The following is a 16,115-nucleotide window of genomic DNA, read 5'->3' on the forward strand; positions in this document are numbered from 1 at the left end:
CAGGATGGCTGAATCGACCCCACGCCCCGGCGTGCTCGTGACCGGCGGCGGCCAGCGGCTCGGCGCCGCGGTCTGCGAGGCCTTCGCGCGCACGGGCTGGACGGTGTGGTGCCAGTACCGCGCCTCGCGCGCGCAGGCCGAGGCACTGTGCGCGCGCCTGCGCGACGAGGGACACCGTACCACGGCCATCGAAGCCGACATCGCGAGCGAAGAGGGACGGCGCGCGCTGATCGCCAAGGTCACGGCCGACGGCCCGCTGGGCTGCATCGTCAACAACGCCTCGGCCTTCGAGCCCGACACCGGCCTGGATTTCGACGCCGATGCCGCGCTGCGCCAGCTCGGCGTGAACCTGGTCGCGCCGCTGTCCCTGGCACGGCTGCTCGCGAAGAGCGCCGCGCCCGGCGACGGCATCGACCGTTCGGCCATCCACATCCTGGACCAGAAGGTCTACAACCTGAACCCCGATTACTTCTCCTACACGGTGTCCAAGCTGGCGCTGGAGCGCGCCGTGGCGTTGCAGGCCCAGTCGCTGGCGCCCGCGGTGCGGGTGTGCGGCGTGGCGCCCGGCATCCTCTACACCAGCGGGCCGCAGAACCAGGCCAACTTCGAAAAGGCCTCGCGCGCCAACCTGCTGCGCCGGCCCATCGATCCGGCCGACGTCGCCCGCGCCTGCGTCTTCCTCGCCGGCACGCCCAGCGTGACCGGCACCACCCTTTGCGTCGACAACGGCCAGCACCTGGTGCCGCTGGCACGCGACATCATGTTCGTCGTCGACGAGCTGCTGAAAAAAGGCTCCACACCATGACCACTGCCGCCCTCGACCCTCTTCTGCTCTCGTGCCGGCGCGTCTTCCTGCGCAACTACGAGGTCTGGATCAACATCGGCGTGCACGAGTTCGAGAAGCGCGCCGAGCAGCGCGTCATCATCAATGTCGATCTCTACGTGCCGCTGGACGTCTCGACGCCGAAGTCGGACGATCTCGACGAAGTGGTCGACTACGACTTCATCCGCCGCACCGTCGCCACGCGCCTCTCCAAGGGCCACATCCACTTGCAGGAAACGCTGTGCGACGACATCCTGACGCAGGTGCTCGCGCATCCCAAGGTGCAGGCCGCGCGGGTGTCGACGGCCAAGCCGGATGTGTACCCCGACTGCGAGGCCGTCGGCGTTGAAGTTTTCAGGAGCAAATGATGAGTGCGGTATGGATCGACGAAGCCCCTTCGTCCACCAACAACAACGTGAAGATCGAGCGCGAGACCCACAAGCTCGAAAAGCGCCTGTGCCGCGAGGTCGGCCGCGCGATCGTCGACTACAACATGATCGAGGAAGGCGACAAGGTCATGGTCTGCGTCTCGGGCGGCAAGGACAGCTACGCGCTGCTCGACATCCTGCTCAAGTTGCGGGCCCGCGCGCCGATCCACTTCGACATCGTCGCGGTCAACCTCGACCAGAAGCAGCCCGGCTTTCCCGAAGATGTGCTGCCGGGCTACCTCACTGCGCTCGGCGTGCCCTTCCACATCGAGGAGCAGGACACGTACTCGATCGTGAAGCGCGTGATCCCCGAGGGCAAGACCACCTGCGGCCTGTGCAGCCGTCTGCGCCGCGGCATCCTGTACCGCGTGGCCGACGAGCTCGGCGCCACCAAGGTCGCGCTGGGCCACCACCGCGACGACATGCTGCAGACCTTCTTTCTCAACATGTTCTTCGCGGGCAAGCTCAAGTCGATGCCGCCCAAGCTGGTGAGCGACGACGGCCGCCACATCGTGATCCGGCCGCTGGCCTATGTGGCCGAGAAGGACCTGGTTCGCTGGGCCCAGCACCGCGAGTTCCCGATCATTCCGTGCACGCTCTGCGGCAGCCAGGAGAACCTGCAGCGCAAGCAGGTGGGCGAGATGCTGCGCGAATGGGACCGCAAGCACCCGGGGCGCGTCGAGAACATGTTCAATGCGCTGCAGAACGTGGTGCCTTCGCATCTGCTGGACGGAACGTCCTTCGATTTCAAGGGTCTCAAGGCCACCGGCGTGGCCGATGCCGAAGGCGACAAGGCATTCGACGCACCCGAGTTCCCGGCGCCGTCTGCGCTGCGCATCGTGCAACTTTGAGGGACGGCGCTTCCACGAGGAGATCCGCATGAAACTTGCGCTCACCGCCCTGGTGCTGACCGTCGGCCTCACCGGCTGCGCCACCCGCTGGGTGGTCGACAGCGAGGTGAAAAGTTTCTCCACCATCAGCGCGGTTCCGGCCGGTGCCAACTACCGCTTCGAGCGCCTGCCCTCGCAGCAGGCCAGCGAGGCTTCGCAGCAACAGCTCGAAGCGATGGCGGGCGCCGCGCTCGAACGCGTCGGCCTGCGCCGCGACGACGCCACCCCCCGCTACACGGCACAGATCGGCGCCCGCGTGACAGCCGAGCTCTCGCCCTGGGCCGACCCCTGGTTCTACGGCGGCGGGCCATGGGGGCCCTACCGCTACGGCCGCTACGGCTCGCCCTGGTACGGCCGGGGCTGGTATGGCGGCGGCTGGTACGGACCGGCCTTCCCGCCCGCCTCGAACCCCTGGTATGCGCGCGAGGTCAGCATCGTGCTGCGCGAACTGCCGTCCAACCGCGTGGTGTACGAAACCCATGCGCGCAACGACGGCCCCTACACGGCCAGCGCGACGGTGCTGCCGGTGATGTTCCAGGCTGCCTTGCAGGGCTTTCCGAATCCGCCGAAGGGCGAACGCCGGGTGGACATCGAGGTCTCGACCGCCAAGAACTAGAGTCTGTTAGCAGGCCCTAGGGTTCACCCCTAGAATCGCCTCGGATGGAGGTCACCCGCCTGATTGCCGTGCGCCACGGCGAAACCGCATGGAATGTCGACACCCGCATCCAGGGGCATCTCGACATCGCCCTCAACGACACGGGCCTTTGGCAGGCCCGGCGCGTCGGGCAGGCGCTCGCGGAAGAACCCATCGCCGCCATCTATGCCAGCGACCTCGCGCGCGCATGGCAAACCGCGCTCGAAATCGCAGCGCCGCGCGGCATCGAGGTGAAGGCGGAGCCGGGGCTGCGCGAGCGGGCCTTCGGTCACTTCGAAGGCCGCACCTTCGCCGACATCGATGCCACCCTCCCCGACCAGGCCCGGCTCTGGCGCACTCGCGATCCGGCCTTCGCGCCGAATGGCGGTGAATCACTGCTGACCTTCAGGGAGCGCGTGACCGGCGTGGCGGCGGGGCTCGCAGCGCGGCACCCGGGCGAACTGGTGGTGATGGTGGCGCACGGCGGCGTGATGGACGTTCTCTACCGCGCGGCCACCGGGCAGGAACTGCAGGCTCCGCGCACCTGGCACCTGGGCAATGCCGCCATCAACCGCCTGCTCTGGACGCCCCAAGGCTTCACGCTCGTGGGCTGGGGCGATACCGGACACCTGAGCGAGGGGTCGCTCGACGAAGCCGCGGCCTGAACCAGGCCTGATCCGTTAAAAATAGAACTTTTCTATGAGTTCTCGCCGTCTACGCGGCGTTTCTTGTACTTCCTTTGTATTCAAAATGTAAAAAGGGAGGCAGAATCGTGTCCACGCCGTCCTACAGCAGTCGCAACCAAATGCGTCGAATGTTGCAGAGCATCCAAACGACATAGGCTGGGCACATAGCCTTTTGTACGGTGGCGCGACGCATCGTCAAGGGGCAATATCCGGCACATGGAGTGAATGCTTTGTAGTTACTCTTAATAGATACATATAGGCCGGCGTACGAGGCAAGGAAGCAACAGCGCTAACAGCGGAGCCACCAGTTCATGGAACAAGGACCTCAACCCAATTCCTCGACCGACGCGACGGCGCTTTCGCTGGGGGACCTGTTCGTACCCCGTGCCGGCGCAGCGGGGCAAGCCGCGGTGCAAGTCTCAAGCCTCGATATCCCGCCGGCACTCGCGACCCGGTGGGCCGCGCAGGCGCAGGCGTCCGGCTTTCTGCCGGACACGCTCTTCGCCGCTTCATGGATCCTGCTTCAATCCCGCTGGCTGGGCCTGGCGGCGGTGGAGTTTCACGAGGCACCGGGTGCCGGCGTCGCGGTGAACTGCGACGACACCACGACAGCGCAGCAATGGCTGGCCGCGATCGACAGCGCACGTCGCAACAGCGTCGTCGCATCGACGGCCGGATCGCCGCCCCCTTTTGCGCTCTGGCTCCGTGATGGCGTGAGCGCCGGCCAGGCCGACGCGCCTTCGCTTCAGCTGGAATTCCATGCGCCCGCGGGCCGGCCGGCGACGCTCCGACTGGCCGCCACCGCTTCGCTGATGGACAGCGCGATCGAAGTCGGCCTGCTGCTGGCCATCGCCGACACCGCCTCGGATCTGCTCGATCGCCCCGCCGCGAGCCTGCGCGAGATCCGCACGCTGCCGGCCCTCGACAGCCAGCGCCAATTGGAAACATGGAACAGCGCCGCCTCGGCCTATGACGCGGCGCTGACCGTCCACGCCATGTTCGACCGCCAGGTCGCCCGCCGGCCCGATGCGATCGCGCTCGTCGGCGACGCAGGCGCGCTGAGCTACCGCGAGCTGGCCGAGCGCGCCGAACGGATGGCGCGCCGCCTGCAGGCGCACGGCATCCGTGCCGGCGACACCGTGGGCGTGATGCTCGACCGCTCGAGCGCGGCCGTGATCGTGATGCTCGGCATCCTGAAGGCAGGCGCCGTCTATGTGCCGGTCCAGCCGGATTTCCCGGTCGAGCGCATCGCCTTCATGTTCTCGCATTCCGACGTCGGCCTGGTCGTGACGCAGGCCGCGTACCGGCAGCTGGTGCCGAGCGAGCGGGCGCTGCTGTCCATCGACGACGATGCCGGCCAAGATGCCGCGCTGCCGCCGCTCGCACCGGCTGCGGCCGACGGCGAATCGGTGGCCTACGTGATGTACACCTCCGGCTCGACCGGCACGCCCAAGGGCATCGAGATCTGCCATCGCTCGATCCTGCGCCTCGTGGTCGACGCGCACTATGTCGAACTCCGTCCGGGCGAGGCCATGCTGCATGCGGCGCCGCTGGGCTTCGATGCCTCGACGCTGGAGATCTGGGGCCCGTTGCTCAATGGTGGCATCTGCGTGGTGCATGACGAGAAGGTGCCCACGGGCGCCGGCCTCGCACGCACCATCGCCCAACACTCGGTGAAGACCGCCTGGCTCACCGCCGGCCTGTTCAATGCGGTGGTCGACGACGATCCCGCGCAGCTCGCAGGCCTGCGCCAGCTGCTCACGGGCGGCGAGGCGCTGTCGGTGCCGCACGTGCGGCGCGCGCTCGCGGCGTTGCCCGGGCTCACGCTGATCAACGGTTACGGACCGACCGAGTGCACCACCTTCGCGGCCACCCACCGGATTGCGCAGGACCTCGCGGCCGACGCGCGCTCGGTGCCCATCGGCCGCCCGATCAACGACACCGTGCTGCGCGTGCTGAGCCCCTCGATGGCGATGTTGCCCGCCGGCCTGGTCGGCGAGCTCTGCATCGGCGGGCGCGGCCTGGCGCGCGGCTACCTGCAGCGCCCCGACCTGAGCGCCGAACGCTTCGTGGCCGATCCCTTCGGCGGGCCCAGCGAGCGCCTCTACCGCACCGGCGACCAGGCGCGCTGGCTGCCCGACGGCAGCATCGAATACATCGGCCGCATCGACGGCCAGGTGAAGATCCGCGGCCATCGCATCGAGATCGGCGAGGTCGAGGCCGCGCTGCTCGCCCATCCCGGCATCAAGTCCTGTGCGGTCGTGCCGCGCGCGGAAGCGGCAGGCCGGCTGCGTCTCGTCGCCTACCTCGTGGCGCGCGGCGCCGAGCTGCCCTGGACCACGCTGCGCCAGCATCTCGCCGATCGCCTGCCCGAAGCCATGCTGCCCGCGGCCCAGGTCTGGCTCGAACAGCTGCCGGTCACGACCAACGGCAAGCTGGACCGCCGCGCACTGCCCGAGCCGCCGCGGCAACGGCCCGAGCTCGCACAGCCCTTCGAGGAAGCGCGCAGCGACACGGAGCGCCGCGTCTGCGCCGCCTTCGCGCGCGCCCTGGGCCTCGACCAGGTCGGCCGCAGCGACAACTTCTTCGACCTCGGCGGCGATTCGCTCTTGGTGCTCAGGGTGTTGCGCGATCTGCAGCAGGGCAGCGAACGCCGCCTCTCGAGCAACCTGTTCTTCCGCCAGCCGACGCCCGCGGCCCTGGCCGCCGACATGCAGGCGCAGGACGACGAGCCCGCACCGCCGCAGCGCGAGCGCACACCGGCAGCAAAGCCTGCCACCGGCAGCGACATGGAGCCGGTGGCGCTGATCGCCATGGCCGGCCGCTTCCCGGGCGCCGCCGATGTCGAACAGTTCTGGGACAACCTGATGGCCGGCCGCGAGTCGATCAGCTTCTTCGACGATGCGACGCTGGACGCCGGCGTCAGCGCCGCGCTGCGCGCCGACCCGCTCTACGTGCGCGCCCGCGGCGTGATCGACGACATCGATCAGTTCGACGCTGCCTTCTTCGGCATCAACCCGAAGGAAGCGGAGCTGATGGACCCGCAGCAGCGCGTGTTCCTCGAGATCTGCTGGGAATGCCTGGAACGCGGCGGCTACGTGCCCGACCAGGCGCCCGGCCCGGTCGGCGTGTACGGCGGCATGTACAACGCCAGCTACTTCCAGCGCCACGTCTCGACGCGGCCCGACCTGGTCGAGATGATCGGCGAGTTCCAGGTGATGCTGGCCAACGAGAAGGACTACATCACCACCCGCGTGGCGAACAAGCTCAACCTGACCGGCCCGGCCGTGAGCGTGCACACCGCCTGCTCGACCTCGCTGGTGGCGATCGCCCAGGCCTTCTTCGCGCTGCGCACCGGCCAGTGCCGCATGGCGCTGGCGGGCGGCGCCTCCGTTACCTGCCCGCCGAAGAGCGGCTATCTCTACAACGAAGGCTCGATGCTGTCGCCCGACGGCCATACGCGCAGCTTCGACGCCAAGGCCAAAGGCACGGTGTTCAGCGACGGCGCGACGGTCGTGCTGCTCAAGCGTCTCTCCGACGCGATCGCCGACGGCGACACCATCTACGCGGTGCTGCGCGGCGCCGGCATCAACAACGACGGCGGCGCCAAGGCCAGCTTCACCGCGCCCAGCGTGGACGGCCAGGCCGCGGTGGTCGAAGCGGCGCTCGCCTCGGCCGGCGTCGAGGCGCGCAGCATCTCCTATGTCGAGACGCACGGCACGGCGACGCCGATGGGCGATCCGATCGAGGTCGAAGGCTTGACGCGCGCCTTTGCCGCGCACACCGCCGACATCGACTTCTGCACCATCGGCTCGCTGAAGAGCAATGTCGGCCACATGGTCACCGCTGCGGGTGCGGCCGGCCTCATCAAGACCGCCCTCGCGCTGCACTGCGAGGCGATCCCGGCCAGCCTGCACTACGACGCGCCGAACCCGGCCATCGATTTCGAGGCCACGCCCTTCCGCGTGAACAGCCAGCTTCGCCCCTGGCCGCGCGAGGCCGCGCCGCGACGTGCCGGCGTCAGCAGCTTCGGCGTCGGCGGCACGAATGCGCACGTGATCGTCGAGGAAGCGCCGCTCGCCGCGCCTTCCGATCCGGCGAACGGCCCGCAACTGCTCACGCTCTCTGCGCGGACGCCGGCGGCGCTCGCCGCCGCCGCCGCCCGGCTGGCCGATCACCTCGATGCGCACCGCGAACTCTCGTTGGCCGACGTCGCCCACACGCTGCGCGTGGGACGCAAGCAGTTCGCGCAGCGCGCCTGCGTGGTCGCCGAATCCATCGACGAAGCCGTGACGGCCTTGCGCAGCGCCGACTCGGCCGCCCGCGCCGGCGCCGCGGTCAATGCCTGGGTGCCGCAGCCGGTCTTCATGTTCCCCGGCCAAGGTGCGCAATACGCCGGCATGGGTCGCACGCTGTATGCCGGCGATGCCGTCTTCCGCGCCGCCTTCGACGAATGCCTGCAGGCCTTCGAGGGCGTGCTCGGCTTCGACCTGCGCGAGCGCATGTTCTCGGACGATGCAGCCGCGCTGGCGCCGACCTCGGTCACGCAGCCGGCGACCTTCGCGCTCGAATACGCGCTGGCGCGCCAGCTCATGGCGCTCGATGTGAAGCCGGCCGCGATGATCGGCCACAGCGTCGGCGAGTTCGCCGCCGCCGTGCTGGCCGGCGTGATGCGTCTCGAGGATGCGGCCCGCCTGGTCGCGCGGCGCGGCGCGCTGATGCAGGCATTGCCCGCCGGCACCATGCTCTCGGTGCGCCTGCCGGCCGCCGAGCTGCAGCCGCTCCTGCCCGAAGGGATTTCGCTCGCGGCCGACAACGGCCCGGCGGTCTGCGTGGCCGCGGGCCCGAGCGAGGCCATCGAGAAGCTGCGCGCCGAGCTCGAAGCCAGGGGCATCGTCGCCAAGACGCTGCAGACCTCGCATGCCTTCCACTCGGCGATGATGGACGCGGCGGTCGCGCCCTTCGAGGCGCTGGTGCGCGAGACGCCGCTCGCCCTGCCCCGCCTCCCGATCTACTCGACCCTCACCGGCCGCCTCCTGAGCGCCGAGGAAGCGACCGACCCGCACTATTGGGCGCGCCACCTGCGCGAGACGGTGCGCTTCTCGCCCGCCGTGCGCGAAGTGCTGGCCCAGCTCGCGCATCCGCTCTTCGTCGAGATCGGCCCGCGCAACACGCTGGCCACCCTGGTGCGCCAGCACGCGAGCAAGGCCTTGCCCGCGCCGGCGGCCTCGCTGCTTGCCGACCAGACGAGCAGCGAGAGCGCCGCCTGGCGGCTCGGCGCCGGCCGGCTCTGGGCCCAGGGCGTGGAGATAGACCTGGCCGCCCTCGATACGCGCGCACGCAAGCAGCGCGTGCGCCTGCCCACCTATCCCTTCGAACGCAAGCGCTTCTGGGTCGACATCGCGTCGGCGCCGGCCGCCGTTGCACTGCCCGCCGAAATTCCTGCCCCATACGTGCCCCTGACCCCATCGATTCCGGAGTTGACAATGACCGTCGCCACTTCCGCGCTACCCGCGCGCCGCGCCTCCCTCGTCACGCGCCTGCGCGAGCTGTTCGAGAACCTCTCGGGCGCCGACATGGCCGACGTCGACGGCGCCGCGCCCTTCGTCGAGATCGGCCTCGACTCGCTCACGCTCACGCAGGCCGCGCTGCAGGTCAAGAAGACCTTCAAGGTCAACCTGACTTTCCGGCAGCTGATGGAGAGCTATCGCAGCTTCGACGCGCTGGCCGAGTTCCTCGACGCCACGTTGCCGCCGGATGCTGCAGCAGCGGTGGTGCCACAGGCCGCGCCGGCGATGCCCGCCGCCGTGCCGCAGCAGCCGGTGCTTGCGGCGCTGCCGGCAGCGCTGCCGGCCATGCAGCCCGCGGCGGCCATGGCGGGCGGCAACAGCAGCCTGGTGCAGCAGGTCATCGCGCAACAGATGCAATTGATGCAACAGCAACTCGCATTGCTGTCGGCGGCGCCGACGGTTCCGGCCAGCCCCGTGCTGCCGGCCCCGGCGGTGGAGCAACCCACGCCCATGGCCACCGCCGCGGCCACGGCGTCCAACACCCCCGAGCCGGCTGCCGAGGAGCCGCCCGTCGCGCCGAAGTACGACGTCAAGAAAGCCTTCGGCGCCATCGCGCGCATCCACACGCAGAGCAAGGAGCCGACCGAGCGCCAGAAGGCGCGGCTCGCGGCCTTCATGCGCCGCTACGTCGAGCGCACGCAGAAGAGCAAGGCCTTCACCGAGCGCAACCGCCCGCACATGGCCGACCCGCGCGTGGTCAACGGCTTCCGGCCCGCGACCAAGGAGATCACCTACCAGATCGTGATCGAGCGCTCCAAGGGCTCGCGCATGTGGGACATCGACGGCAACGAGTACGTCGACACGCTCAACGGCTTCGGCATGAACCTCTTCGGCTGGACACCCGACTTCATCAACGAGGCGGTGAAGAAGCAGCTCGAGCTCGGCTACGAGATCGGCCCGCAGCATCCGCTGGCCGCCGACGTGACCCGGCTGCTGTGCGAGCTCACCGGCTTCGACCGCGCGGGCCTGTGCAACACCGGTTCCGAGGCGGTGATGGCGGCGCTGCGCATCGCGCGCACCGTCACCGGCCGCAGCACCGTGGTGCTCTTCACCGGCTCCTACCACGGCACCTTCGACGAAGTGCTGGTGCGCGCGGGCCGCAACGCCAAGGGCATGTCGGCCGCGCCCGGCGTGCTGCAAGGCATGTTCGGCGACGTGCGCGTGCTGGACTACGGCACGCCCGAGGCGCTCGAATTCATCCGCGCCAACGCCGAGGACCTGGCCGCCGTGCTGGTCGAGCCGGTGCAGAGCCGCCGGCCCGACTTCCAGCCGCGCGAGTTCCTGCGCGAGGTGCGCGCGATCACCGAAAAATCCGACACCTGCCTGATCTTCGACGAGGTCATCACCGGCTTCCGCTGCGACCTGGGCGGTGCGCAGGCGCTGTTCGGCATCCGCGCCGATCTCGCCACCTACGGCAAGGTGCTGGGCGGCGGCTTCCCCGTCGGCGTGATCGCCGGCAGGCGGCAGTACATGGATGCGCTCGACGGCGGCCCCTGGCAGTACGGCGACGATTCGGTGCCCACCGTGGGCGTGACCTACTTCGCCGGCACCTTCGTGCGGCATCCGCTTGCGCTGGCCGCGGCCAAGGCCGCGCTCGAGCACCTGAAGGCAGACAACAACAAGCTGCAGACCCAGCTCAACCTGCACACCGCGGCCATGGCCGATGAGCTCTCGGCCTTCTGCCGCGAGGTCGGCGCGCCGGTCGAGATCCGCTACTTCTCCTCGCTGTGGCGCGTGAGCTGGCTGGAAGACCATCCGCTGCAGGACCTGCTGTTCGCGATGATGCGCAGCCGCGGCGTGCACATCCTCGACAACTTCCCCTGCTTCATGACGGCCGCGCATTCGCAGCAGGACATCGCGACCATCAAGTCCGCCTTCAAGGAATCGATCGCCGAGATGCAGGAAGCCGAGCTGCTGCCGCGCCGCGCCGCGCCCAAGACGGTGCTCGACCCCTCGCATCCGCCCGCACCCGATGCGCGGCTGGGCCGCGACAAGGATGGCCAACCCGCCTGGTTCGTGCCCGATCCGAACGCCCAAGGCAAATTCACGAAGTACAAAGCATGATCGACGCAGTCGCCACCCTGTCCGCCGAGGACGCCACCGAGGATTTCGATCCCTTCGCCTCGGGCCAGATCGAGCGGGTCGTCTCGACCACCGAGGCGCAACGCGAAGTCTGGCTCGGCGATCGCCTGAGTCCGGAAGCCTCGCTCGCCTACAACGAGACGCTCCGGCTGCGGCTCAAGGGCACGCTGGACACGCGTGCACTCGCCAGCGCACTCGACCGGCTGGTCGCGCGCCACGAATCGCTGCGCGCCACCATCTCGCCCGATGGCACGCAGTTGCTGATCGGCGAGGCCGCTCCGGTCCACATGGCCGAACACGACCTCGGCGCGCTCGATGCGGCGGCGCAGAAGCGCAGGCTCGAGGAAGACGGCGTGGCCGCCGTGCTCGAGCCCTTCCAGCTCGAACAGGGTCCGCTCTTCAGGGCCGCGCTCTACCGGCTGTCGCCGATCGACCATGTGCTCGTGATGAGCGCGCACCACGCGGTCTGCGACGGCTGGTCCTGGGGCGTGATCAGCCAAGACCTCGGCAGTCTCTATGCGGAGCAGATCGGCGCCGGTCCGGCATTGGAGCCGGCGGCCCAGTACTCCGACTACGCCACCTGGGAGGCGCAAGAGGCGAACAGCCCCGAGATGGATGCCCACGTCGGCTACTGGCTCTCGCGCTTCGCCGGCGGCAGCCTGCCGGTGCTGGAGCTGCCGCTGGACCGCCCGCGGCCTGCCGTGCGCACCTTCAATGCCTACCGCATCGACCACGTGCTGAGCCAGGACCTGATCGACGGTCTGCGCAAGGTCGGCGCCGTCTCGGGCACCAGCCTGTTCGCGACCATGTTCGGCGCCTTCGCCGCGACCCTGCACCGCCTCACGGCGCAGGACGACCTGGTGATCGGCATCGCCGCCGCGGGCCAGATGCCCAGCGACATGCCCTCGCTGGTGGGCCACTGCGTCAACCTGCTGCCGATCCGCGTGGCGGTCGACGCCCAGGCTCGCTTCGATGCGCTGGCGCGCCAGTCGGGCAGCGCCCTGCTCGACGCCTTCGAACACCAGACCCTGACCTACGGCGCGCTGCTCAAGAAGCTGCCCGTGCCGCGCGACCCCAGCCGGCTGCCGCTGGTGAACGTGCTGTTCAACGTGGACCGCGATGCCGCGCCCAACGAAGGCAACTTTCCCGACCTGCAGGTCGAGCAGAGCACCATCGCGCGCCGCTACGAGAACTTCGAGCTCTTCCTCAACGTGACGCCCGTGGTGGGCGGCATGCAGATGGAGGCGCAGTACAACGCCGACCTCTACGACGACGCGACCGTGCGCCGCTGGCTCGGCATGTATGAATCCCTGCTGCGCGCCGTGGTGCGCGATCCGACGCGGCCGGTCGGCCGGCTCGACCTCCTGTCGCCCGCCGAAGCGCATGCTCTCGCGGCTCTGCAGCCGGCGCCGACGCCGCTGGAAGGCGCGCCGCTGATGCATGCGGGCTTCATGACGCATGCAGCGACACAGCCCGCACAGCCGGCCTTGCGCGATGGCGCCCAGCGCATGAGCTACCGCGAACTCGACGAACGCTCGAACCAATTGGCCCATGCGCTGCGTGCGCGCGGCATGGGCCGCGGCGAACGCGTCGGCCTGTGCCTGGACCGTGGCTTCGACATGTTCGTGGCCCTGCTCGCGGTGCTCAAGAGCGGCGCCGCCTATGTGCCGCTCGACCCCGCCTTCCCGCAGGCGCGGCTGGACTACTACGCCGAAGACGCGAAGCTCGGGCTGCTGCTGACCAGCTCCTCGATCGCCGCGGCGCCGAAGATGTGGCGCGAAGACGCGGCTGACCGCGTGCTGCTGCTCGACTTGGACACCAGCTGGCAGAACGAAGCGCCCACGCCGCTCGTGCCCGGCGCGCAGGATGCACAGGGCGAAGACACGGCCTATGTGATCTACACCTCCGGCTCGACCGGCAAGCCCAAGGGCGTTTGCGTGCCGCACCGCGCGGCGGCGAACCTGATGCAGACCATGCAGCGCGAGCCGGGCATCGGCGCGAGCGATCGCATGGCCGCAGTGACCACGCTGTCCTTCGACATGGCGGTGCCCGAGGTGATGCTGCCGCTGGCGGCGGGCGCCGAGATCGTGATCGTGCAGCGCGAGGTCGCGATGGACGGCAACCGGCTGCGCGCGCTGCTCGAGTCCGAAGCCATCACCATCCTGCAGGCCACGCCCGGCATGTGGCGGTTGCTGCTCGATGCAGAGTGGTCGGGTCCGCGCGGCTTCCGCGCCTGGATCGGCGCGGAGCCGGTGCCGGCGGATCTCTCGCTCGAATTGATGGGCCGCACGAGCGAGCTCTGGAACCTCTACGGACCGACGGAAACCACCGTGTGGTCGACCGTCTGGCGCATGGAGCGCCCGATCGTCGCGGCGCGCGGCGTCTCGATCGGCCGCCCGATGGCGAACACCGGCGTCTGGATCCTCGACAGCAACCTGCAGCCCTGCCCGATCGGCGTGCCGGGCGAGATCTGCATCAGCGGCATGGGCGTGACACTGGGCTACCTCGACCGGCCCGAGCTCACGGCCGAGCGCTTCGTGACGACCGCCATCGACGGCGTTCACACGCTGATCTACCGCAGCGGCGACCGCGGCCGCTGGCGCAACGACGGCCTCTTGGAACACTTGGGCCGCTTCGACTTCCAGGTCAAGGTGCGCGGCTACCGCATCGAGCTCGGCGAGATCGAGGCGCGCTGCAACGAGGCGCCGGGCGTGGCGCGCAGCGTGGTCGTCACGCGCGAAGACCAGCCGGGCGACGTGCGCCTGGTGGCCTACCTCGCGGCCTCGCCGGGCGCCACGGTCGACCTGGCCGCGCTCGACCGCCATCTGCGCAGCCGCCTGCCGCAGTACATGGTGCCGCAGCATGTGGTCGGCCTCGACGCCATTCCGCTCTTGCCCAACGGCAAGGTGGACCGCAAGGCGCTGCCCAAGCCCAGCGCGACGCGGCAGGAGACGAGCGAGCGGCTGGCGCCGCGCAACGAGCGCGAACGCATCGTGATGGAAACGATGGAGCGCGTGCTCAACCTGCCAGGCCTCGGCATCCGCGACGACTTCTTCTCGCTGGGCGGCCATTCGCTGCTGGCGGCGCGCCTGGCGACCCTGCTGAGCCGCGAGTTCGAGCTCACGGTGCCGCTGCGCATGCTGTTCGAGGCGCCGACGGCCGAACGGCTGGCCGCGGCGATCGAAGGCCTCGACGGCAGCAACGCGCCGCGCAGCGCACCCATCGCGCATGTCGCGGACCGCAGGAGCGCACCGCTCACGCCGATGCAGGAGCGCATCCGCTTCGTGGAGGAGCTGCATCCGGGGCGTTCGACCTACAACGCCCCGTCCGCGCACCGGCTCGGCGGGCCGCTGGACATCGAGAAGTTCAAGGCGGCGCTGCGCGTGATGATCGAGCGGCAACCATCGCTGCGCACCGCTATCGGTGCCGATGCGGCCACCGGCGCACCGGCCGCGCTGATCGCGAAGGAGCTGGCCTACGAGCTGCCGGTGATCGACCTCGGCCACCTGCCCGAAGACCAGCGCGAAGCCGAGCTGATCGAGCGCATGCACGAAATGGCCGACCAGCCGATCGACATCCATCGCGCACCGATGTTCCACGCGGCGCTCTACAAGATCGCAGCCGACGATCATGCCTTCGTGTTCGTGCCGCACCACCTGATCTGGGACGGCTGGTCCTTCGACATCCTGCAGAGCGAGCTGTCGGCCATCTACGGCGCGCTGGTGCGCGGCGAGGCGCACGGCCTGCCCGAACTGGCCGTGACCCACGGCGACTATGCCGACTGGTATGCGCGCTGGCTCACCGAGCCCGAGGCCGAACTCCAGCTGCGCTACTGGAAGGACCGCTTCGCGAACTCGCCGACGCCGAAGGCGCCGCGCACCGACATGCCGCGCCGCGCCGGCATGAGCGGTCAGGGTGGCGCGCACTGGATCAATGTCGACAAGGCGCTCACCGAGCGGCTGCGCGAGACCGGCCAGCGCCACGACGTCACGCTCAACATGCTGACCCTGGGCGTCTATATTCTCATGATGAGCAGCATCATCGACAGCCGCTCGATCGTCATCGCCACGCCGGTGCGCGGCCGCGAGGCGCCCGAGCTCGAGCCGGTGATGGGCTTCTTCAACAACGTGCTGCCGCTGTCCTTCCAGATCGACCGCTCGCTGCGCTTCGGCGAGTTCATGCGCTATGTCAAGCAGGAGCTGATCGCGGTGATGAGCCACCAGCAGATCCCCTTCGAGCGCCTGGTCAGCGAGCCGGAGTTCGTGGAGCGCGCGCAGGGCGTGGGGCTCTACCAGGCCCTGTTCTCGTTCCAGGATGCGCGCGAGCGGCCGCGCGACATCGGCGGCCTCCAGCACCGCCAGATGCACCTGCCGCAGCGCGGCGCGACCGACGATCTCGGCATCTGGCTGATGGACAAGCCCGACGGCCTCGAAGGCGCGGTGGTCTACAACGCCGACATCTACAAGCGCGAGACCGGCGCCGCCTTCAAGGAGCGCTACCTCGAGCTGCTGCGCCTGGTCGCGCAGCAGCCGGACGCCACGCTGGAAACCATCGCGGCGCCGGCCGGCTCGAACAGCGCGAGCTACCTGCAGCGGCTCGCGGCCGACGCGGCGCCGGCGCCCACCGCAGCGCAAACCGTGGCCGCGCGACCGCGGCAGGCGCAGCCGCAGGTGCTGCTGTTGCCCGAACAGGCGAAGCTGGCCCAGATCTGGGCCAGCGCGCTCAGCATCGACGTCAACGACATCCATGCCCACGACAACTTCTTCGACCTGGGCGGCGACTCGCTGCTCGCGATGCGCGTGATCCAGCAGGCCGAACAGGTGATGGGCTTCCGCGTGGAACCGCGCCGCTATGTGTTCGAAGGCCTGGGGCAGCTGGCGTCGGCCGCTGCCGGCATCGCGCTCGACGCCTTGGCCGCGGCGCCGGCGGAGGGCGAGTCGCGGCGCGGCGGCCTGCTCGGCCGCGTATTCTCCGGCTGGAGCCGCAAGAGCTGACGAGGCCA

General features: G+C 69.6%; 7 protein-coding genes. All 7 read left to right on the forward strand.

All coding sequences use genetic code 11. The annotated features are described in order from the left end of the window. Positions 1–4 precede the first annotated feature (4 nt). The 7 genes from ACSQ86_RS24415 to ACSQ86_RS24445 all read left to right on the forward strand — a co-directional run bounded on the left by ACSQ86_RS24415 (position 5) and on the right by ACSQ86_RS24445 (position 16,107). Entirely contained in the window at positions 5–805 is an 801-nt protein-coding gene (locus ACSQ86_RS24415) for an SDR family oxidoreductase (protein WP_436309722.1), read from the forward strand. Beyond that, positions 802–1,191 carry a dihydroneopterin aldolase gene (locus ACSQ86_RS24420; protein ID WP_436293590.1) on the forward strand — a complete coding sequence of 130 codons (390 nt, stop codon included), beginning with the start codon at positions 802–804 and terminating at the stop codon, positions 1,189–1,191. The genes ACSQ86_RS24415 and ACSQ86_RS24420 overlap by 4 nt, the downstream gene beginning before the upstream one ends. Further along, complete coding sequence (gene ttcA, locus ACSQ86_RS24425; protein WP_436305414.1) at positions 1,191–2,102, forward strand: tRNA 2-thiocytidine(32) synthetase TtcA; 912 nt, start codon at positions 1,191–1,193, stop codon at positions 2,100–2,102. Before ACSQ86_RS24420 ends, ttcA begins: the two co-directional genes overlap by 1 nt. 28 nt (positions 2,103–2,130) lie before the next feature. Further along, positions 2,131–2,757 (forward strand): DUF4136 domain-containing protein, encoded by a 627-nt coding sequence (locus tag ACSQ86_RS24430; protein ID WP_436309723.1) that lies wholly within the window; start codon positions 2,131–2,133, stop codon positions 2,755–2,757. Positions 2,758–2,801: 44 nt separating this feature from the next. After that, positions 2,802–3,440: a histidine phosphatase family protein gene (locus ACSQ86_RS24435; protein ID WP_436305416.1), complete on the forward strand. Its 639-nt coding sequence runs from the start codon at positions 2,802–2,804 to the stop codon at positions 3,438–3,440. Positions 3,441–3,772: 332 nt separating this feature from the next. Further along, entirely contained in the window at positions 3,773–11,095 is a 7,323-nt protein-coding gene (locus ACSQ86_RS24440; RefSeq protein ID WP_436309724.1) for an amino acid adenylation domain-containing protein, read from the forward strand. Continuing rightward, the gene (locus ACSQ86_RS24445; protein ID WP_436309725.1) at positions 11,092–16,107 is read left to right on the forward strand and encodes an amino acid adenylation domain-containing protein; all 5,016 of its coding nucleotides are present in this window, start codon (positions 11,092–11,094) and stop codon (positions 16,105–16,107) included. Before ACSQ86_RS24440 ends, ACSQ86_RS24445 begins: the two co-directional genes overlap by 4 nt. The last annotated feature ends 8 nt before the right edge of the window (positions 16,108–16,115 follow it).

Origin of the sequence: Variovorax sp. LjRoot130 (assembly GCF_964253755.1) — a bacterium.
GTDB lineage: Bacteria > Pseudomonadota > Gammaproteobacteria > Burkholderiales > Burkholderiaceae_C > Variovorax.